20 protein-coding genes are annotated in these 18,691 nt (G+C 36.6%); 17 read left to right on the plus strand and 3 right to left on the minus strand.

Annotation, left to right across the window (positions count from 1 at the left end; translation table 11 throughout):
* Positions 1 to 2 precede the first annotated feature (2 nt).
* From holA to BLS89_RS00940, 6 genes are all read left to right on the plus strand, one after another.
* Complete coding sequence (gene holA / locus BLS89_RS00915) at positions 3 to 1,061, plus strand: DNA polymerase III subunit delta (protein WP_092735628.1); 1,059 nt, start codon at positions 3 to 5, stop codon at positions 1,059 to 1,061.
* Positions 1,062 to 1,091: 30 nt separating this feature from the next.
* Entirely contained in the window at positions 1,092 to 2,129 is a 1,038-nt protein-coding gene (locus tag BLS89_RS00920; RefSeq protein ID WP_092735629.1) for an SRPBCC family protein, read from the plus strand.
* Positions 2,130 to 2,251: 122 nt separating this feature from the next.
* Positions 2,252 to 5,014, plus strand: a complete 2,763-nt coding sequence (locus BLS89_RS00925; RefSeq protein ID WP_092735630.1) for a 2-oxoglutarate dehydrogenase E1 component — start codon at positions 2,252 to 2,254, stop codon at positions 5,012 to 5,014.
* Between the two features lie 22 nt (positions 5,015 to 5,036).
* Positions 5,037 to 5,603, plus strand: coding sequence for a hypothetical protein (locus BLS89_RS00930; protein WP_092735631.1), 567 nt, complete (start codon positions 5,037 to 5,039; stop codon positions 5,601 to 5,603).
* A 15-nt stretch (positions 5,604 to 5,618) separates the two neighbouring features.
* Positions 5,619 to 6,851 carry a 2-oxoglutarate dehydrogenase complex dihydrolipoyllysine-residue succinyltransferase gene (gene odhB, locus BLS89_RS00935; RefSeq protein ID WP_092735632.1) on the plus strand — a complete coding sequence of 411 codons (1,233 nt, stop codon included), beginning with the start codon at positions 5,619 to 5,621 and terminating at the stop codon, positions 6,849 to 6,851.
* Between the two features lie 384 nt (positions 6,852 to 7,235).
* On the plus strand, positions 7,236 to 7,853 hold the full coding sequence (locus BLS89_RS00940; RefSeq protein ID WP_092735633.1) for a hypothetical protein: 618 nt from the start codon (positions 7,236 to 7,238) through the stop codon (positions 7,851 to 7,853).
* Between the two features lie 88 nt (positions 7,854 to 7,941).
* Here BLS89_RS00940 and acs read toward each other — a convergent pair whose 3' ends face one another.
* The 3 genes from acs to BLS89_RS00955 are packed head-to-tail and all read right to left on the minus strand — an operon-like array spanning position 7,942 to position 10,844.
* On the minus strand, positions 7,942 to 9,876 hold the full coding sequence (gene acs, locus BLS89_RS00945) for an acetate--CoA ligase (RefSeq protein ID WP_262501454.1): 1,935 nt from the start codon (positions 9,874 to 9,876) through the stop codon (positions 7,942 to 7,944).
* Positions 9,877 to 9,917: 41 nt separating this feature from the next.
* Entirely contained in the window at positions 9,918 to 10,487 is a 570-nt protein-coding gene (locus tag BLS89_RS00950; protein WP_092735634.1) for an anthranilate synthase component II, read from the minus strand.
* Positions 10,488 to 10,538: 51 nt separating this feature from the next.
* Positions 10,539 to 10,844: a T9SS type A sorting domain-containing protein gene (locus tag BLS89_RS00955; RefSeq protein WP_245688749.1), complete on the minus strand. Its 306-nt coding sequence runs from the start codon at positions 10,842 to 10,844 to the stop codon at positions 10,539 to 10,541.
* A gap of 159 nt (positions 10,845 to 11,003) precedes the next feature.
* Here BLS89_RS00955 and hemB point away from each other — a divergent pair, with 159 nt between their 5' ends.
* From hemB to BLS89_RS01005, 11 genes are all read left to right on the plus strand, one after another.
* Positions 11,004 to 11,996, plus strand: a complete 993-nt coding sequence (gene hemB / locus BLS89_RS00960; protein WP_092735636.1) for a porphobilinogen synthase — start codon at positions 11,004 to 11,006, stop codon at positions 11,994 to 11,996.
* A gap of 43 nt (positions 11,997 to 12,039) precedes the next feature.
* A complete protein-coding gene (gene lptB, locus BLS89_RS00965; protein ID WP_092735637.1) occupies positions 12,040 to 12,768 on the plus strand; it encodes an LPS export ABC transporter ATP-binding protein in 729 nt (242 codons plus the stop codon).
* 64 nt (positions 12,769 to 12,832) lie between these two features.
* Complete coding sequence (locus BLS89_RS00970) at positions 12,833 to 13,057, plus strand: DUF2007 domain-containing protein (protein ID WP_092735638.1); 225 nt, start codon at positions 12,833 to 12,835, stop codon at positions 13,055 to 13,057.
* Between the two features lie 224 nt (positions 13,058 to 13,281).
* Positions 13,282 to 13,827, plus strand: a complete 546-nt coding sequence (locus BLS89_RS00975) for a 30S ribosomal protein S16 (protein WP_092735639.1) — start codon at positions 13,282 to 13,284, stop codon at positions 13,825 to 13,827.
* A 12-nt stretch (positions 13,828 to 13,839) separates the two neighbouring features.
* Complete coding sequence (rimM, locus tag BLS89_RS00980) at positions 13,840 to 14,361, plus strand: ribosome maturation factor RimM (protein ID WP_092735640.1); 522 nt, start codon at positions 13,840 to 13,842, stop codon at positions 14,359 to 14,361.
* 78 nt (positions 14,362 to 14,439) lie between these two features.
* Positions 14,440 to 15,054, plus strand: coding sequence for an L-threonylcarbamoyladenylate synthase (locus BLS89_RS00985; protein WP_092735641.1), 615 nt, complete (start codon positions 14,440 to 14,442; stop codon positions 15,052 to 15,054).
* 18 nt (positions 15,055 to 15,072) lie between these two features.
* A complete protein-coding gene (yaaA, locus tag BLS89_RS00990) occupies positions 15,073 to 15,831 on the plus strand; it encodes a peroxide stress protein YaaA (RefSeq protein WP_092735642.1) in 759 nt (252 codons plus the stop codon).
* 392 nt (positions 15,832 to 16,223) lie between these two features.
* Positions 16,224 to 16,394 carry a hypothetical protein gene (locus BLS89_RS11310; RefSeq protein ID WP_245688751.1) on the plus strand — a complete coding sequence of 57 codons (171 nt, stop codon included), beginning with the start codon at positions 16,224 to 16,226 and terminating at the stop codon, positions 16,392 to 16,394.
* Between the two features lie 186 nt (positions 16,395 to 16,580).
* Positions 16,581 to 17,075: a metallophosphoesterase family protein gene (locus BLS89_RS00995; protein WP_092735643.1), complete on the plus strand. Its 495-nt coding sequence runs from the start codon at positions 16,581 to 16,583 to the stop codon at positions 17,073 to 17,075.
* 8 nt (positions 17,076 to 17,083) lie between these two features.
* Positions 17,084 to 17,593 carry a Smr/MutS family protein gene (locus BLS89_RS01000; protein WP_092735644.1) on the plus strand — a complete coding sequence of 170 codons (510 nt, stop codon included), beginning with the start codon at positions 17,084 to 17,086 and terminating at the stop codon, positions 17,591 to 17,593.
* Positions 17,594 to 17,960: 367 nt separating this feature from the next.
* Positions 17,961 to 18,677, plus strand: a complete 717-nt coding sequence (locus BLS89_RS01005; protein ID WP_092735645.1) for a DUF3822 family protein — start codon at positions 17,961 to 17,963, stop codon at positions 18,675 to 18,677.
* Positions 18,678 to 18,691: the final 14 nt, after the last annotated feature.

Raw genomic sequence — 18,691 nt, forward strand, 5'->3', positions numbered from 1 at the left:
TTATGAAAGAATTAAAATCAATCCTCAAAAGTATTAAAAATAAAGAATTTCAGCCTATTTATTTTTTTTACGGCAACGAGCCTTACTTTATAGATTTGGCGGTAAAGCACTTTGAGACAGATGCTTTGGACGAAACCGAAAAAGCATTTGACCAGAAAGTTTTTTATGGTAAAGACATTAGCCTTGAAGAAGTAATAGCGGTAGCAAGGCAATATCCTATGATAGCCCAGAAACAATTGGTTATCTACAAAGAAGCTCAAATGTCAACGCTCAAGCCTTCGGACAAAAAAGCCGTAGAAGCCTATGTGAATAATCCGAGTGATACCACGATACTCGTCATCGCTTACAAAGATGAAAGCGATGGAGGCAGGAAGAAAGAGGGAGGTAAAACTTTGTCTAAATTATTCGGGAAACATAAAATGCTCTACGAGAGTAGTAAGGTGAAAGAGTGGCAGCTGGCGGCTCATATTCAGGGGGAGATAGCACAGATGAATCTGGAAAGTGATCCTGATATTCCACAGCTACTGGCGGATTATATGGGGGATAACCTGTCTCGGATTGCCAATGAATTAGAAAAGCTGAGACTCGTGATGAAACCCGGTGATAAAATCACCAAAGATATTGTAGAAAAACATATTGGTATTAGTAAGCTCTACAATCATTTTGAGCTTCAGAGGGCTATTGCTGCTAGGAATTACGAAAAAGCAATGCGTATTGCGTTCTATATGGCTAAAGATCCAAAGTCTAATTTTTCGCTTACCATTGGCACACTGTATTCTTTTTTCTCTAAGCTTACGATATGCTGCAGTATGAAGGGAAGCTCGGACAGCGAGATAATGAGTGCTATAAAAATGTCCCCCAACCAATCCTACTTTTACAAAGAATACAAGGAGGCAGCAACTAAGTACAGCTTGAAGGATTGTACCCGCATCATCAGCATTCTGAGGGAAATGGATATGAAAAACAAAGGAATGGGAGGTACTCTAAACGAAGAGGATATTTACAAAGAACTGACCTATAAAATTCTTAACATAGATAAAATAAAAGTGAAAGTATTATAACTTTGCCAATGATTAAATAAATGAAGTAAGATGCGTGTATTGAAAGTATTTACAATAATAGGTGCCGTATTATTTGGACTCTATGCCCTGGCGATGTATTTCGTAGATGAAAGTAAGTCTTTTAGAATAGAAAAGGAAATAGATTATCCTGTGGAAAAGATATTCCCCCAGTTTGATAATTTCCAGAATATGGTAAGGTGGAACAGTTATTTAATCAAAAAGAAAAATGTCAATTATCAATTTTTTACCCCTTATCAAGGAGAGGGAAGTTCGGTGAGTTTTGGGAATGTCAAAGAGAGTATGGGGCAAGTCTATATCCGCTACGAAAACCCTATGCATACGATAAAATATGACTTTTTTTTTAAGAATAACGAGGCTCCTACGCGTATCCAAGTGAAGTTTATCCCAAAAGGAAATAAAACCTTACTCGATTGGAAGATAGAAACCCCGAAAATTCCTCTTCTGAAACGCTATGTCAATTTATTTTTCGTACAAACATTCGAAGAAGAAGTTAATAAAAGTTTGACCCAGCTAAGCCTCCTATTGGGGAATAAGGTAGAGCAGGGGCTGTCGCTTAAAAATATTAAAACAGATTCCATAATGGTGGAGCAGCAAAACAGCGAAATATTAGTAGGAATAAATGTAAATGCCCAAAATAAAACAAAAGATGGAGGTTTGCTGAAAAGCATTATAGAAGCTAATGGGAAAGTCATAGATTTTGTTACGAATAAGTTGGATAAAACAACGGACGAGTACGGAGTACCGATACTCATCATCAATCCTAATAATTTTAAGGATAAAGAACTGAGTTATTTCTACGGCGTTCCGCTTTCCAAGCGTGTCAATTTTTCGGATAATGAATTTACCTATCAGCAGCTTAATCCTTCCAAAGCATTTGTTATTTATTACAAAGGGAATTACGACAATAGAATGTCTGCCATCAAAAAATTATTAGATAAAAGTAAAAAGGACAGTCTGCATAGCGGATTTTTACAGGAGACATTCATCAAAGCACCCGAGCTTAATAAAGATGTTTTTATTAAATTATCTCTCCCTGTATCCCCTTAATTTTTAGTGAATTATATATTTTTTTTAATTTTGGGTGATAATGGTGTAATAAATAAGTTTTTTTTAATACTTTTGTGGTTATAAAATAATTAGTATAAATTTCAAACAGATAATCTGTAATAATGGATAAATTTTCATTTCTAAATGCTGCTCACGCACAGCTCGTGGAGGATATGTATCAGCAGTACTTGAAGTATCCGGATAGCCTTGAGCCGTCTTGGAAAGCTTTTTTTCAAGGATTTGATTTCGCATTGGAGAACTTCGGAGAAGAAGATTCTTTTGTGGAAATGGTTAATCAGTCCGCACCGGACAAAATAGCTTCCGGAAAAATACCGGAGGACATAGAAAAGGAATTCAAAATAGTCAATCTCATCGAAGCGTACAGAATGAGAGGACATCTTTTCACCAAAACCAATCCTGTAAGGGAAAGAAGACACTATAGCCCAAACCTTGATATAGAGAACTTTGGACTTTCCAAGGAAGATCTTCAGAAAAAATTTAATTCTGCCACAGAAGTGGGCTTGCCGGGTGCAGCTACTTTATCGGAAATTATCAGACATTTAGAAACCATCTATTGTGATTCTATAGGGGTTGAGTATATGCATATGCGGAATGTAGAGGAGAAAGACTTTATCCGCCAGTGGCTTAATGTGAATGAAAACCACGCTAAATTATCAGAAAACGAAAAGATAGAAATTTTATCTAAGCTCAATCAAGCGGTAGCTTTTGAGAACTATCTTCATACTAAGTTTGTGGGGCAAAAGCGTTTCTCTTTAGAGGGCGGGGAGTCTCTTATTCCTGCATTGGACCAGCTGATAAGCCGTTCCGTAAAGCACGGGGTAGATGAGGTGGTTTTAGGTATGGCACACCGCGGAAGGCTCAATGTGTTATCTAATATTTTTGGAAAATCTTATAAACAGATATTCTCTGAATTTGAAGGGAAAGAGTTCGAGGAAGATGTATTCTCCGGTGATGTGAAATACCATTTAGGTTCGTCCAAGAAAATTAAAACAGAGTCGGGAGAAGAGGTGATGATAAACCTTACCCCAAACCCTTCTCACTTAGAGACTGTGGCATCTTTGGTAGAAGGTATTACAAGGGCTAAAGTAGATCATACTTATGGAAATAATTTCAAGAAAGTTTTACCGATTGTTATCCACGGAGATGCAGCCATAGCAGGGCAGGGAATTGTGTATGAGGTTGCCCAGATGATGACATTGGACGGTTACAAGACAGGAGGTACTGTTCATATAGTGGTGAATAACCAGATTGGTTTTACCACAAACTACCTTGATGCAAGATCGTCTACATATTGTACGGATATTGCTAAGGTGACGGATTCGCCGGTAATGCATGTGAATGCAGATGATGTAGAGGCGGTTGTACACGCTATTCGTTTTGCGGCGGATTATAGGGCTCAGTTCGGAAAAGATGTTTATATAGACCTTTTAGGTTATAGAAAATATGGGCATAACGAGGGCGACGAACCTCGTTTTACACAGCCTAAATTATACAGCGTAATAGCAAAACACGCCAATCCGAGAGAAATCTATAAAGATCAGCTCATCAAAGAAGGCATCGTTTCAGATGAAAAAATGAAACAAATGGAGGCGGAGTTCAAATCTTTATTGGATAAAAATTTTGACGCTTCCAAAGAGATTGAAAAAAATACTTTAGATATCTTTATGGAAGAGGTATGGAGAGATTTCAGTACACATTCCAAAGGCGATGTATTCCAAACGGTGGATACTTCATTTGATGTAGCAAAATTGAGAGAGCTTGCCGTTCAGATTTCTACTTTGCCTAAGGATAAATCCTTTATCAGAAAAATCAATAGACTCTTTGACCAAAGGCTTAAAATGGTCGAAGATAATAAATTAGATTGGGCGATGGCAGAGCTTTTGGCATACGCTTCGCTACTTTCGGAAGGGGATAATGTAAGAATATCCGGAGAAGATGTAGAGCGGGGAACATTCTCTCACCGCCACGCCGTAGTAAAAACGGAAGATGCCGAAGAGGAATATGTGCCGCTGAAGCATGTGAATAGCGCGTGCAGATTTGATATTTACAATTCTTTGTTGTCGGAATATGCAGTGCTGGGATTTGATTACGGTTATGCTATGGCATCGCCTAATACACTTACGATTTGGGAAGCCCAGTTCGGAGATTTTGTGAATGGAGCACAGATTATCGTGGATCAATATTTGGTAGCAGCAGAGGAAAAATGGAAAATGCAAAATGGTTTGGTGATGTTGCTTCCGCACGGATCGGAAGGACAGGGGGCAGAGCATTCATCGGCAAGATTGGAGCGTTTCCTCACCCTTTGTGCTAACAATAATATTTTTGTGGCGAATTGTACGGAGCCTGCCAACTATTTCCACTTACTAAGAAGACAGATGCGGCTGCCATTTAGAAAACCATTGGTGGTGATGTCTCCAAAATCTTTGCTAAGACACCCTCGCGTGATTTCTTCGATTGAAGAGCTGGCAAACGGAACATTCCGCCCTGTGATAGATGATGCTAATGTAAACCCTGAAAAAGTGGAACGCTTGGTATTCTGTACGGGTAAAATCTACTACGAATTGTTGGCTAAAAAAGAAGAATTAAATGCCGAGAATGTCGCGTTGGTAAGATTGGAACAAATCTATCCATTGGATATGACTTCCATTAGTGCTATTTTAGACAAGTATAAAAATAGAAAAGACTTTGTTTGGGTACAAGAAGAACCCGAAAATATGGGGGCGTGGAGTTTTATCTTGAGAAATTTCAGAGAGCAAAATATCCAAGTGATTTCACCTGTACCAAGTGCCGCACCTGCTCCGGGTAGCCACAAAAAGTTTGAAATTACACAAGAAGGAATTATTGATAAAACATTTGAGCTTTAAGCCATAGATAGCTTCTTTAATAATGAAAAGGGTCATCGTTTTAATATTGTCTTTTATGCATCTCTTGGGATTTTCCCAAGTGAATAGAGATGATGTTATATCTCAGTTTAGAGATTATAAAAAAATGATTGCTCAGCAGAACTTCGAAGAAGCACTCGATAAGTATACCCCCGAAAATGTATTCTCTTTTATTTCAAAGGAAAAGTTGATAAAATCGATGAAAGAGAGGCTTAGTAATCCTCAAATCAAAGTTGATATCTACGAACCTACGGATATTCATCTGCGGGACCAATCCATTAAAGTAGATGAAACAGATTATATCATATTCAGTTTTACTCAATATGTAGGAATGACATTTAAGGATAAGAGTATCGACCTTAAAAGTATGATTCCTGTTTTTGAGACTAAAATTGGTAAAGGGAATGTTACTTATGATGAAAAATTAGATTGCATTAAACTAAAATCTAATAGAGATATGGTGGCAAGCTCTAAAGATGGTAAGAATTGGAAATTTATAATGGTATACCAGTCGCCTCATTTACGCAAGGTTTTACCGAAAGAAGTATTAAATCAATTAAATTTAAAATAAAAAATATATCTCAATATGTCAGTTTTAGAAATGAAAGTCCCTTCACCGGGAGAATCAATCACAGAAGTAGAAATCGCAACTTGGCTTGTAAAGGATGGTGACTATGTAGAAAAAGACCAGCCTATAGCAGAAGTAGATTCGGATAAAGCAACTCTGGAGCTTCCAGCTGAGGAGAGCGGGGTTATTACCCTGAAAGCAGAAGAGGGAGATACTGTAGAAGTAGGGCAGGTCGTATGCCTTATCGATATGAGTGCTTCTAAACCAGAAGGTGCAGCTGCTACAAAAGAAACGCCTAAAGAGGAAAAGAAAGAAGAACCTAAACAAGAAACACCTAAGGCAGAGGCTCCGGCACCGAAAACTTATGCTACCGGTACCCCTTCGCCTGCGGCTAAGAAAATTTTAGACGAAAAAGGAGTAGATGCCTCTCAAGTAAAAGGTAGTGGAAGAGATGGTAGAATCACAAAAGATGATGCGGAAAGAGCAGGAGTTCCGGCAATGGGTTCTGTATTTTCATCTACCGGATCAAGAGCATCAAAGGCTGCTAAGTTGTCTTCATTAAGAAGAAAATTAGCCCAGCGTTTGGTATCTGTAAAAAATGAAACAGCGATGCTTACGACCTTTAATGAGGTAGATATGAGCGAAATATTCAGAATTAGAAAACAGTACAAAGAAGAGTTTGCTGCTAAGCACGGCGTAGGGCTTGGGTTTATGTCTTTCTTTACAAAAGCTGTTACCAGAGCATTACAGATGTATCCCGAGGTAAACTCTATGCTCGATGGAAACCAAATGATTTCTTATGATTTCTGCGATATTTCGGTAGCGGTTTCAGGCCCTAAGGGACTTATGGTTCCTGTGGTAAGAAATGCCGAAACAATGTCTTTCAGAGGTATTGAAGCAAAAATAAAAGAACTTGCGGAGAAAGCAAGAAATGGAAAAATTACCGTAGATGAAATGACGGGCGGAACTTTTACTATTACCAATGGCGGTGTGTTTGGTTCTATGCTTTCTACGCCTATTATCAATCCGCCTCAGTCTGCAATCTTGGGTATGCACAACATCATCCAAAGACCTGTAGCAGTAGATGGACAAGTGGTCATCCGCCCGATGATGTATTTGGCATTGTCTTATGATCATAGAGTTATTGACGGAAGAGAGTCTGTAGGATTTTTAGTAGCCGTAAAAGAAGGTATTGATAATCCTGTAGAAGTTCTTATGGGCGGAGATGAAAGACGAGCATTAGAATTATAAAAAGAATCAATAAAAACAAGAATAATTTGGGGTATTAGTAATTTTACTGATACCCTTTTTTATGGTATTATTACTGATTTTAATAAATAATTTTAATAAGAATAAACCGCCCAATGAATGCTTTTTGGGGTAAATTGATAAAAATGAATAAATATTCCATACCTGCAAATTTCTATTTGCAACAGTTTACAATATGGTAGGGGGCGTCTATGAGGGTGTTAATATGTATTATATTCATAATGTTTTTGGTAAGATATAGATGGAGATATATAAATTCATTCTAAATAATATTATTATGATAAATATCACAGTATGTTAATTAAATGTTAAGAGATGTTTTTAATACCTTTGTGCCATAAAAGTTAAATATTAAAATTTAATACAATGAAAAAGTTATTTTTAGTTGGTGCTTTAGCACTTTTCGGAGCAATGAGTGCTCAAGAGTACAAACCAATGGCTGGTGATGTTACTACTGAATTTGGTCTTGCTGGAGGTCTATTGAATACTTCTGTGAGTTTGCCTGATCAAGGTTTTGGTGTTGGTCCAATGATTAAAGCCAGATATTTCAAGACTGATGATGTGGCTTATAGAATGGGAGTTGTAGTATCTAATACTAATGAATCTAATGATAATGAAGATTCTTCATCAAATGGATTTGCTTTAGGATTAAGCTTCGGTGCTGAAAAACACTTTAAGGGTACTGAAAGATTATCACCTTATGTAGGTGGAGACTTCATTTTAGGGTTTGCATCTACAAGTTCAGAGGCTGGAAATGTAAAAACAACTGGACCTAATGGATTTGGTTTAGGAGTAAGAGGTGTATTCGGTGCAGATTACTACTTCGCAAAAAGAGTTTATCTTGGCGTAGAAGCAGGATTAGGACTTCTTTACTCTACTACAGGAAGTACTAGAGTAGATTCAAAAGAAGTATCTAAAGGAACTAGTACTTTCAAAATTGTACCAGATATGGTAACAGGAGTTAGACTTGGTTATGCATTCTAATCATTATTCTATACATTCATAATAATAGAAAAGAAAGGCTGCTCTTTAAGGGCAGCCTTTTTTGTGTACTATGAATAGTTATTTTAGTCTATCCTATCCTATTATTTTTTATATCCTCTATTACTTCTGGGTTTAATAGGGTAGACGTATCGCCAAAATTACTGAAATCTCCCTCTGCAATTTTTCGCAAAATACGACGCATTATTTTTCCACTGCGTGTTTTTGGTAGAGCTTGTACAAATTGTATTTTGTCCAATTTCGCAATAGGGCCTATAGTGTCAGAAATTAACAAGTTGATTTCTTTTTTTAGATTTTCTCTATCTCTGCTTTCACCAGTGTCTTTCAAGATGATATAGCCATATAGGGCGTTGCCTTTTACCTCGTGGGGGTATCCTACTATCGCAGATTCTGCTACAGCAGGGTGAAGACCTATACTGTCTTCTATAGGTGCGGTACCTAAGTTGTGTCCGGATACGATGATTACATCGTCCATTCGTCCGGTTATTCGGTAGTAGCCGACTTCATCACGTAAAGCACCATCACCGGTAAAGTATTTTCCGGGGAATGCCGAAAAATAAGTCTGTTTGTAGCGTTCGTGGTCGCCCCATATTGTTCTGGCGATACCCGGCCAAGGGAAACGGATACATAGGCTACCGTCTGTTTGGTTGCCTGTAATTTCGTTGCGTTTTTCGTCCATCAGAACGGGCTGTATTCCAGGAAGGGGAAGCGTGGCGTAGGTTGGCTTGGTGGGTGTAACAAAAGGAACTGGTGCAATCATAATGCCGCCGGTTTCGGTTTGCCACCAAGTATCTACGATAGGGCATTTCTTTTTGCCCACATGGTCATTATACCAATGCCAAGCCTCATCATTGATAGGTTCGCCTACGGAGCCAATCACTCTAAGGCTGGACAGGTCGTGTTTCTCTACCCAGTCAGAAGATTCTTTTGCTAAAGAACGAATGGCGGTAGGTGCTGTATAGAATTGTGTTACTTTGTGTTTTTCTATTACTTCCCAGAATCTATCCGGCTGCGGATAGGTAGGTACTCCTTCGAAAATTACGGTAGTAGCACCATTGGCTAAAGGTCCGTACAGGATATACGAATGCCCGGTAATCCAGCCTATATCCGCGGTACACCAGTAGATGTCGTTTTCTTTGTAGTTGAATACATTTTTGAAAGTGTAGGCACTATATACCATATATCCGGCACAGGTATGCAGCATACCTTTCGGCTTACCGGTAGAGCCGGAAGTGTATAGGATGAAAAGAGGGTCTTCGGCATCCATTATTTGAGGCACATTTTCTATAGGAGCAGCATCGTATAGGGGCTGTAGCCAAAGATCGCGGCCTTCTTTCATATTCACCTCGTTGTGAGTTCTTTTTACGACAAGTACATGTTGTACAGAAGGTGTCTTTTCAAGAGCTTCATCGATAATAGATTTTAAGTTCAAAACCTTGCTGCCTCTATAGCTGCCGTCTGAGCAAATGAGTAATTTTGCTTCACAGTCATTTACGCGAGATGCAACTGCAGAGGCAGAAAACCCTGCAAAAATAACGGAGTGTATAGCTCCAATTCTTGCACAAGCCAGCATACAAATGGCTAACTCGGGAATCATAGGGAGATAAATACATACGCGGTCACCTTTTTCTATTCCTTGGCTACGAAGTACATTAGCCATCTTTCCTACTCTATCGTATAACTCGTTGTAAGTGATGTATTGAGTAGGTTCGTCCGGATTATTGGGTTCCCAAATGATAGCGTTTTTATGTCCTCTCTCTGCAAGATGTCTGTCTATACAGTTTTTGGTAATGTTGAGCTTAGCACCTTTGAACCATTTTATCTTGGCTTCGTGCATATCATAATCTACTACTTTACTCCATCTCTGATACCAAACAAAGTTTTCGTCAGCAATTTTGTCCCAAAATTTCTTAGGGTTTTTAATGGATTTTTTGTAAATTTTAAAGTATTCCGGTAAATTTTCAATGAGATAATTATTCATAAGATATTCTTTGTTTTTAAATATCTTCAAATATAGCAAAAAAAATGAATATCCAAATTATAAATTTATTCTCTAATGAAATTCTCTAATATCACCTTTCCGTAGGGGGTTAGTACACTTTCGGGGTGAAATTGTACGGTGTGTAAATTGTGGTATTTATGCTGCAATGCCATAATGATTCCATCGTTATCTACTGCGGTTATCTCTAATTCTTCAGGAATATTATCGGGGTTTACCGCCCAAGAATGGTATCTTCCTACTTTGATGGTTTTTGGTAGATTTTGAAACAGCAAGCTCTTGGATTTAAGTATATGGGCATCCGAAGCGACACCATGATAAATTTTATCTAAATGAACAAGGCTGCCGCCAAAGGCTTCTGCGATGGCCTGATGCCCAAGACAGACACCGAGTATAGGTATTTTGCCCGAATAAAACTTAATGATGTCCAATAACATTCCTGCCTCGGAAGGGATTCCTGGTCCAGGGGAAAGTACAATCTTGTCAAAAATTGAAATTTCACTGAGAGATACTTTATCGTTCTTGCAGACAACAACCTCTTCTTTTGCTATTTCTTCTATTATTTGCACAAGATTGTAGGTAAAGCTGTCGTAATTGTCTAAGACAAAAATTTTCATTGTTTAATACGAAAAGACTCTATGAAAATTAGAAACAGTTATTCTAAGGATCTATTGTTTAATGATTTGTTTTACACTTTGTGTATTATCGCTAAGAGTGTATCTCACGAGGTATTTTCCCGGCTGAAGTCTGTCCAAGCGTGCCTCTACATAAGTTTGGTTTACAGTTAGTTCCATTGCTTTTACTCCTATAATAGAATAGAATGATATATTCTTTATTTTTATAGAAGGATCATTTGCTTTAAGCATTATAATATCTTTGGCAGGATTGGGATAAGCCATCAAAACAGGAGGGTCGTTATTCAAAAGTACCGCACTTTTAGAGGGAATATGCTGTCCCATAAGTCCTTTACTCAAAAATAAAATACAGATGGAAAAAATATATAATAAATTTCTTTTCATTAGCTTAAAACATCGATGTTTACAAACACTCTACAAAAGTACTAAAATTATTTTACCTTTACAATAGGTTATATATTAAAGTCTTGTTAAATTTGCAAACAAAAATTATTCCAAATGATTATTTATTCAAGAAATAGAAGACTAAGAGTCAATGAAAGTATCCGCAGACTCGTGAGGGAGAGCCATCTAAGTACTGCAGATTTTGTGATACCGATGTTCGTAATGGAAGGGGAGGGAAGACAGGAGCCTATTCCTTCTATGCCCGGAATGTATAGAAGAAGTATTGATTTGTTGGTTAAGGAATGCCAAGAGCTTTATTCTCTGGGAGTGAAGTCGGTAAATCTCTATATGAAAGTTTCTGAAAGCTTAAAAGACAATACCGGTAAGGAGGCATGGAACTCCGACGGACTTATGCAAAATGCCATAAGAGCCATAAAATCTGCATCACCGGATATGGTAGTGATGCCGGATGTAGCTTTGGATCCTTATTCTATCTATGGGCATGATGGTATCATTAGAAACGGAAAAGTAGATAATGATGCTACGGTAGAGGCTTTGGTGAGAATGTCTATATCTCAGGCGGAGGCAGGAGCAGATATTTTGGCACCGAGTGATATGATGGACGGTAGGGTTTTGGCAATAAGAGAAGGATTGGAGGAAAATGGCTTTACCGATGTAGGGATTTTATCTTATGCCGCTAAGTATGCCAGCTCTTTCTATGGGCCGTTCAGAAGTGCTTTGGATAGTGCGCCGAAAGAAGAACAGAATATACCTAAGGATAAGAAAACTTATCAAATGGACTTTCATAATAGTAGAGAAGCTCTGAATGAAGTTCTGAAAGATGTAGAGGAGGGGGCAGATATCATTATGATAAAACCGGGGATGCCTTATTTGGATATTGTAGCTAAAGTTCGGGAACTTATAGATATTCCTATTGCAGTATATCAGGTGAGCGGGGAATATGCTATGCTGAAAGCAGCGGCACAAAATGGTTGGCTGGATAACGACAAAGTGCTTTTGGAAAGCTTAGTTTGTTTCAAAAGAGCAGGAGCAGATATGATATTCACATATGCGGCTAAGGAAGCGGCTATTTTGCTTAATCAATAGAATGTTAATGGTAATTCCTGAAATATATTTATCTTTGTAAGATATGATTCTAAAGGGAGAAAACTTAATAAAGGAATACGGTCCTAAAAAAGTAGTAAAAGGCGTTTCCATAGAGGTGAAACAAGGGGAAATAGTTGGGCTTTTGGGGCCTAATGGAGCAGGTAAAACAACCACTTTCTATATGATAGTGGGGCTTATAAAACCTACTCAGGGGAAAGTATTTTTGGATACTATGGATATTACCAAAGATGCTATGTACCGCCGTGCACAAAAGGGAATAGGCTATTTGGCACAAGAGCCTTCTGTGTTTAGGAATCTGTCTGTAGAAGATAATATTTTAGGCGTATTGCAGATGACAAAGCTCTCTGCTAAAGAGCAACGCAAAAAGTGCGATGAGCTTATAGAGGAGTTTTCGCTGGAGCATGTCCGGAAAAACAGAGGTAATCTACTGTCGGGAGGAGAGAGACGGAGGACAGAGATTGCGAGATGTTTGGCAACGAGCCCCAAGTTTATCCTATTAGATGAGCCTTTTGCAGGAGTAGATCCTATTGCCGTAGAGGATATCCAGAAGATTGTCCGTTCTTTGGTAAAGAAAAATATAGGTATACTCATTACAGACCATAATGTACAGCAGACACTCGCTATTACCAACAAAACTTATATTATGTTTGAAGGTAAAATCTTGAAAGAAGGAATTCCGGAAGATTTAGCAAACGATCCGGAAGTGAGAAAAGCTTATCTGGGAGAAAACTTTAGATTTGAGAAAATATAAAAATTTGTGTATTTGCAAGAAAAATAGTATATTGGCATCTGTTAATCAATAAAAGTGAATTATTATGGATACAATGACAAGAGTTTCAGTTTTTGAGGGAGACCAGCTTCCTGAAGTACAATTGGTAAAATCAAAGCTCGAAGAAGCGGGTATAAGTGCAGAGATAGATAACTCTTACCTCTCTTTTCTTTCTACACCTACAGCAACTTCTATGTGTGTGAAAGTAATGCTGAAAGACGAGCAAAAAGCACTTCAAATTATCGATAAATATTTACAAGATAAAGAATAAAAATAGTTTTGAATTATTTTTATTTGTTGCGAAGAGCTGTTTTTTTTTGAATTCTAAAAAGCTGGAATAATGCTGTGAAGTTTATGATAAAAAATACGGTTGCAATTTTAATAGTGCCTGAAGCTAAATTTTTAGCCATAAATAATGGCGGAATGAAAAAAAAGTCTTAAATTTGCGGAATTAAAATATTAACAGGGACGAGTTCCCACAAAAACAATTATTATATGTCAGTAAAAATCAGATTACAAAGACACGGAAAGAAAGGGAAACCTTTTTTCCACATCGTAGTTGCCGATGCTAGAGCAAGAAGAGATGGTAGATTCATCCAAAAAATCGGAACTTACAATCCGATAACCAACCCAGCCACTATCGATCTAGATATAGATGCCGCTGTAGAATGGCTAAACAAAGGTGCACAGCCTACAGATACAGCTCGTGCAATTCTTTCTTACAAAGGAGCTCTTTACAAAAAACACTTGCAGGGCGGTGTAGCTAAAGGTGCGTTCGATGAAGCTGAAGCAGAAAAGAGATTTAATGCTTGGCTGGAAGAAAAAAACTCTAAAGTTCAAGGGAAAAAAGATGGTCTGGCTAAATCAAAAGAAGAAGCTAAAAAAGCAGCTTTGGAGGCAGAACACAAAGTGAATGAAGCTAGAGTAAATGTAAGAAAACAAGCCGAGGAAGAAGCTAAAGCTGCTGCAGAAGCTGAAAATGCGGCTGAAGAAGCACCTGCTTCGGAAGGTGAAGCTGCTGAAGAAAACACAGAAGCTTAATATCAAAAACCGATGCGGAAAGAAGATTGCTATTTTCTTGGCAAAATTACTCGTAAGCACGGTCTAATGGGAAGTGTGGTCTTAAAATTAGATACAGACCAACCTCATTTTTACAATAAATTGGAATCAATATTCGTGGAAATAAACGGACTATTGGTTCCTTTTTTTATTGAAAAACAGCAATGGCAGAGAGCAGACTCTAAAATTATTACTTTTAAAAATATTGCAAAAAATATGGTGGAACAGTCTCTTGGGAAGTCTGTCTATTTGCCGCTCGCTACTTTACCTCGTCTGGAAGGTAAACAGTTCTATTATCATGAAGTGATGGGGTTTTCTATCTTCGACGAAAAAGATACCTTATGCGGTATTATAACTTCTATCAATGACCAAACAGCACAGCATTACTTTATTTTGGATTTGAAGGGGAAAGAAGTCATTATCCCAATAATAAAAGATTGGATTTTAGAAGTAGATAGGGATAAGCATTTTCTAAAAATGAACCTTCCTGAAGGTCTTTTAGAAATTTTTGATTAAAACCGTTTTTTTATATTATTTCAACTAATATTAAATATCTCTATTTTATTCATATTTAGGGATAATTAACATAAAAATATGCCGGCAAAAATATTAAAAATATATCCTGATAATCCTCAGGAGAAAGCTATAGAAGAAGTGGTGAAATGCCTAAGAAGCGGAGGGCTGATCATCTATCCATCCGATACGGTATATGCATTGGGCTGTGATATCAATCATCTGAAAGCGATGGAAAGACTTGCTGCTTTGAAGAAAATAAGATTAGATAAATCTAAATTCTCGATTATCTGCAATGATTTAAGTCATTTGTCGGGGTTTACGAAACCTATTGACAATAGCGTGTTTAGACTTCTTAAAAGTCATATTCCTGGACCGTTTACTTTTATATTAGAAGCAAATAAAAATTTACCATTGGCATACAAAGGTCACAAGACAGTGGGGATAAGAGTGCCGGACCATACTATTCCGCAATTGCTTATAGAAAAATTAGGAAATCCCATAGCATCTACTTCTATCCGAGATAAAGATGAGATTATAGAATACCTTACAGATCCTGAATTGATAGCAGAGAAGTATTACAATGTGGTAGATTTGATTATTGACGGGGGCTATGGTGATAATGTCGCTTCTACCATTGTAGATTTGACTTCCGGAAGTCCTGAGATTGTAAGACAAGGTAAAGGAGAGCTTTAATTCTAAAATATTATACAAATGAAAATATTATCTTCACCGGCAAAGTTAATGACAGTAGAGGATTATCCTAAAAATGCTAAAACGACTGTACCTCATTTTATAAAAGAAGCTGAATTTATACAATCTTTTCTCAAAGAGAAAACACCGCAGTATTTATCAGAGCTTATGGAAATTTCGGATAAGCTGGCAGATGAAAATTGGGAGCGTAATCAAAAGTGGGTTCCAAATCCCCAAAAGAATGAGTGTGCTCCGGCTCTGTATGCATTTACGGGCGAAGTTTATAGGGGGTTAGACGCTTTGTCTCTCGATACTGATGCTGTGGCGTATTTACAAGAAAATTATAGAATTCTGTCCGGATTGTATGGCTTATTGAAACCTTCGGATAAAGTGATGCTTTATCGTTTAGAGATGGGAAGAGCTTTTGAATTCGACAAATACAAAAATCTTTATGCTTTTTGGAAAGAAAAAATAACACAGCAGCTCAACCGAGAATTAAATAAAGGCGAGATAATATTAAACCTTGCGAGTACAGAGTATTTTAAGTCTGTGGATAAGAAAAATCTAAATGCAGAAGTGGTAGATTTCAAATTTTATGAACTAAAAAGCGGAAAGCCTAAAACCATTGTAGTCTATACCAAACACGCTAGGGGATTAGTGATTCGCTATTGTGCAGAGACAAACGCCCAAACTCTGGAAGATGTGAAAGCGTTTAACTACGATGGCTATATCTTAGATGATAATCTTTCTACGGATAAAGAATTAGTATTTTGTAGATAATAATTTAAGTTCAAGATAACTTAAGAAGATTTATGGTTTTGTAAATCACTATTAATCAATGAAAAAAAACAAGTATATATTGCTCATTCAAGAATTTCAGAGGCAAAATTTAGAGAAATTTTAGATCTATTTTGTATTAATATTAAAGCCCTAAATAAGTGATATTTTTGTGATATTTCCACCTGATAATCAATAAAATATTTGATAAAATAAGAGAGCGAATTACAGAAGAATGCGAGAAAGATAAAGGTGAAGTAGAACTTGACGAGAGTTATTTCGGAGTCAAACGGAGTTCGCGAGAAAAGAGGAAAAGCAAAAGGCAAAATACCTGTTTTGGATATGTTGAAAAGATAAGGAAAGGATATGCTTAAATTATATAAAAAAAACTATAAATGACTGAAATACTATGTTTTATAAATCAAAATATAGATGAAAAACCAACGCTTTATACGGCAGATTCAAAATCTACGACGGACTTGCCGATTTTGGATACAAGAAGCATTATCATATTAGGCATAATGATAATGAATTTGCTTTGGGGTGAAATTATATCAATCGAATAGAAAACTTTGGAGGCTTTGTAAGGTGCGGTTGTCTCGGTTTAGAGGCATTCATAAACACAAATTTTACTACCTAAAGGAATATAAATTTAGGTACAATAACAGAGATAAAAAATTGTATTTTTGTCTGTAAAAATTGATACAAAAAAGCCGCTTAAATTATGTTGAACCTTGTTTATTTTAGCCCTTATGAAAAAAATACTTTTGCTGTCGGATACTCATTCCTACATAGATGATAGAGTTTTAGATTATACCCAGAACTGTGATGAAATATGGCATTGCGGCGATTTTGGAAGTGTCAAAGTAGTAGAAGTGTTAGAAAGAATAAAACCACTGCGAGGGGTCTATGGCAATATAGATGGACACGATATAAAAGCGTGTTTCCCGGAAGTTTTGGTATTTGAATGTGAGAAGGTAAAGGTGCTGATGATACATATTGGCGGCTATCCTAAGAGGTATTCGGCATTAGCAAAAAAAGAACTATTAAAATACAAGCCACAGCTATTCATCAGTGGGCATTCTCATATCCTTAAAATAATGTATGATAAGGATTTCAATCTTCTACATCTCAACCCCGGTGCTGCCGGAAAACAAGGCTGGCACAAAATGAGAACGATGCTGCGTTTTTGTATTGACAATGAAGAAATAAAAGATCTTGAAGTCATAGAATTGGGGGCAAAATAATAAAGACGATGAAAATAGGTGACAAAGTTTCCGTGATTGACGACAATCTAAAAGGTACAATCACAGCGATAAACGGAGATACCATTACGCTAAAAGACGAGCATGGCTTTCAGTATCATTACCATAGAAAATATTTGGTAGTTGTTGTCGAAGATTTGTACCAAGATATCATTCCGAGTAAAAAGAAGGAATACATACCACCTAAATCCCAAAAATCTAAGAACAAACATCTTACATTGGATTTACATTTTGACAAATTGGTAGAACATCCGGATAAATACGATAGCGTTGATCGGCTGTTTATCCAAAAAGAAAAACTTATGGAAACAATAGAGTTTTGTGAAACTAACCATATTCCAAAACTTGAAATCATACATGGTATAGGCAGCGGCACTCTGCAAAAAATGGTTTATGAGGTTTTGGAGAGCAAAGGCAATGTAGAATTTGACCGTTCGGATTTTTTCTATCATCAGTCGGGGACTATTATGGTGAGCTTTGTTAAGTCAAAAATTTTTTAGTTTTTTTGAGGATAAGAAATATTTTTTATTTTTGTAAAATGTTAGTTTTAAACAATAGATATTATGGTAGGAACAATTATTCTTTCTGTTATTTTTATTGCAGGGATTGTATAGATTGGCTATGATCTGCTTAGCAAATTCATCAACAAAAGAACATTCAAAGAATACGAAAAAGAGTACAAAGTATTATTATTCTTAGTTTTGGTATCCGGACTATGTGACAAAATCTATCGTATTATCGAACATTTTTAGTTAATAAAATAATTTTTGGTTTTTTTATTTTCTGCCGCCTAAATTTTTCTGGCGGCTTTTTTATGCTTTTGGATTGAAAATTAATAACTAACTTTGCAAAAGTTCATTCTTAAGTATGAGGAATTTAATTTTACTTTTTACCAAAGATGGTTTGCAATATCAGATTGCAAAAGGAAAAAATATAATTGATGAAAAAGCCTTTTTCAAAACGAGAGAATCTTCCGGTAACTTTATCGATGGAGAACTGTCTAAGGCACTCTGTGAAACAGATTTGAAAGAAGTTTATGTAATCTCGGCTATTAATCATTTTTCACTCACTCCGGAAGGATTTGATAGGCACGATATCGGAATGAAAATGATCAGTCTGAATGCCCAAATAGATACAGAGAAAGAAGAACTTATGCTCTCTATAAATAAAAAATACGGAGTACAGTTTTATTATACTTTTCCAAAAAAAATGTACTTGAAGATAAAAGAAAAAAAACTACCTGTTCATTTTAATTTTTCCGGAGAAAAATTTCTCAACAGAATACAGGTTTCCAGCAAAAAAGAAATCCATATCAATCTCTACCATCATCAGTGTGAGTTTTTGGCATTGAGTGGCAGGCGGATTATTTTGTATAACAATCTTGATATCAATTCAGAAGTGGATTTTCTTTATTTTATTATGTTTACTCTTAGTAAAATAGGTTTTGGAATTAGTGAGACTTATTTCTATGTCTATGGTGAGACTACGGAAAACGATACTTTCATCTCTGAGCTGAAAAAGTTTGTAAAACATCTGAAAATTGTATTTGATAATATTCATAAAAAAAACTTCATTATGGGTTAATCATTAGCTTAAAA

The organism is Riemerella columbipharyngis, assembly GCF_900101995.1.
GTDB classification, from domain to species: domain Bacteria; phylum Bacteroidota; class Bacteroidia; order Flavobacteriales; family Weeksellaceae; genus Riemerella; species Riemerella columbipharyngis.